Raw genomic sequence first — 2,261 nt, 5'->3', positions numbered from 1 at the left:
TGTGTCAATAACCCCAACCTACTGCGTTGTTCCCGTAGCGTGGCCTACGGCCAGGTTGGGGCTTGGAGAGACAACTAACTCTCCCAGGTTTGACTAGGTCATCGAGCCTCATTCTGGTACGCACGTACGGATACTTCCCCAGTCCGTACCACTGTAAGACTGTGTTGTCAGTCGCTTGCTGAAAGGACATCTTGAATGAGGTGACCGAAGGGACGGGTAACCCCCAAACACTTTACTCGTGAGGATTATCTCCATGTTACGAGTCCCAGTAATTTCACCAAATGGACAACCCTTAATGCCGACAAAAGCCTCTAGAGCGAGACGTTGGGTTAAAGAAGGTAAAGCCATCATCTACCCTAACGCCCTCGACATCTTTGCGATTCAACTAGTAGCTGAACCATCAGGGGAGGAAACTCAGTCGATTGCTGTGGGGATTGACCCCGGCAAAATGTTCACTGGCTTGGCTGTCCAGTCAGCCCAAGCCACCCTCTGGACGGGTCATCTGGTACTACCCTATCCCAAGGTCAGAGACCGGATCGATACCCGAGGCATGATGCGGCGAACTCGCCGTAGCCGTCGGATTAACCACAAAATTCCCTACGACCAACGCGCTCACAGACAGAAGCGCTTTGAGAATCGGCTAGCCAAAAAGCTTCCCCCATCCATCAAAGCCAACCGTGATTTAGAGTTTCGTGTGGTCAGTGAGTTATTCGAGCTTTATCCCATTAGCCAGATCGTCTATGAAGTGGTCAAAGCCAAAGGGACAAAAGCTTTCTCTCCAGTGATGGTGGGGCAATACCAATCCATCCAACGCCTTGAGGCAACATTCACGGTCCCCGTCACCCAAAAGATGGGATGGGAGACCTCAATGGCACGAAAAGGGTTGGGGTTAACCAAAGACAAGACCGATAAGAGTCGTCAGACGGCTGAGACTCACGCCAACGACGGTATAGCCTTGGCATCCTTCCCCTTCCGAAAGGTCAAGACCCAGTACTACCGCAACGGTAAAGTCGTGACCCCCACCGTGGCTGTGGTCACCCTTGCACCTTTCGCCGTGGTTTCCCGACCGCCAATTAGCCGTCGTCAACTCCACCTACTCCAATTTTCCAAGGGCGGTAAACGCCGAAAGTACGGAGGAACCACCACTCGCCACGGTTTCCGTAAAGGCGACTACGTGGAAGCTGTAAAAGCGGGTCAGACCTACCGAGGGTGGATCAGTGGCGATACGGCAACACAAGTTTCAGTGAGCAATAGCAACTGGAAAAGAATCGGACAATTCTCAGCCCGGAAAGTCCGATTACTCAAACGCTCCACGGGCTTACTTGTCAACTACTAAAAGGAGGCGCGAAAATTCGATGAAAAATTCTTTAAGACAAAAATTACCACAAAAACTAGCCACCTTCGCCACCGTTGCCCTAGCCACTGCCTTCTCAACAATCAGTCTTGGCAACCAGACCTCCGCCGCTACCTTCGAGCAAAAACAAGTTGAACAAGGCAAGTTTATTGCTGTAGCTCAACCCTTTGGTGCAAATTCCCATCAACTGCTGATCATAGAGCAAAAATCCAACAAGCGAGCCTGTTGGAGCGAGAGTGGTACTAACCCAGTGATCGTAGACCCACTGCTGTTGAACTTTGACTTTACTGGCATTTGCGGACGTAGTACTGATAGCAATGGCTATTCCATGCGCATGGCGGGTGAAGACTTAGGACTCGATTACATCCTCAGCATTGTTGAGCGTAATGGTGAACTGTTGCTAGTGGGTAAGCACCGCCTTGATCGTAAAGCTCCTGAAGTAATCATCGGCAGAACTGGTGGTATTAGCCAGGGCTTTATGAAAATTTTTCTCCAGCCCGGTTGGGAATTTGCCAAGAGAATGTTCAATGGCAAAGAGCTAGGTCACGTCTACCTTGCTACTAATACACCCCTAGGTAACACAGGAAGTACTGATCCATCCAAGCTTCCCCCACTTCCGCCACGGGAAACCTCTAAATTTCGGGATATTGCTAATGATGTCTATGGCTCAGAAATTGAAAAAGCTGTAGCAATGGGATTTATTGCTGGATTTCAGGACAATACCTTCAGACCCCAAGGGTTTCTCACCAGAGAACAACTCGTGTCTATGGTGATTGAAGGCTTAGGTAAACTGCCAGGTGCTACTATTACTGTCCCCACTCAAGCATCAGGACGGCCCTATCGGGATGTTGAGGCTGGGCGCTGGAGTGCTGCCAAAATTCAATGGGCGAGGGACAACAACATTGTA

At 50.2% G+C, this 2,261-nt stretch carries 2 protein-coding genes; both read left to right on the top strand.

Annotated features, from left to right (window positions below; all coding sequences use genetic code 11):
• Window positions 1–253 precede the first annotated feature (253 nt).
• Complete coding sequence (locus F6K20_RS34930; protein WP_008187154.1) at window positions 254–1,336, top strand: RRXRR domain-containing protein; 1,083 nt, start codon at window positions 254–256, stop codon at window positions 1,334–1,336.
• Window positions 1,337–1,355: 19 nt separating this feature from the next.
• The coding region (locus tag F6K20_RS34925; RefSeq protein WP_287297870.1) for a DUF3747 domain-containing protein at window positions 1,356–2,261 on the top strand (906 nt) is incomplete at its 3' end.

This window comes from Moorena sp. SIO2C4 (assembly GCF_010672485.1).
Lineage (GTDB): Bacteria > Cyanobacteriota > Cyanobacteriia > Cyanobacteriales > Coleofasciculaceae > Moorena > Moorena producens.
This window is presented reverse-complemented; position numbering and strand designations above follow the sequence as displayed.

What these genes read in the sequence shown, in the direction of transcription:
- F6K20_RS34930 (WP_008187154.1), top strand. Translation starts at nt 254, where the DNA reads ATGTTACGAGTCCCAGTAATTTCACCAAATGGACAACCCTTAATGCCG.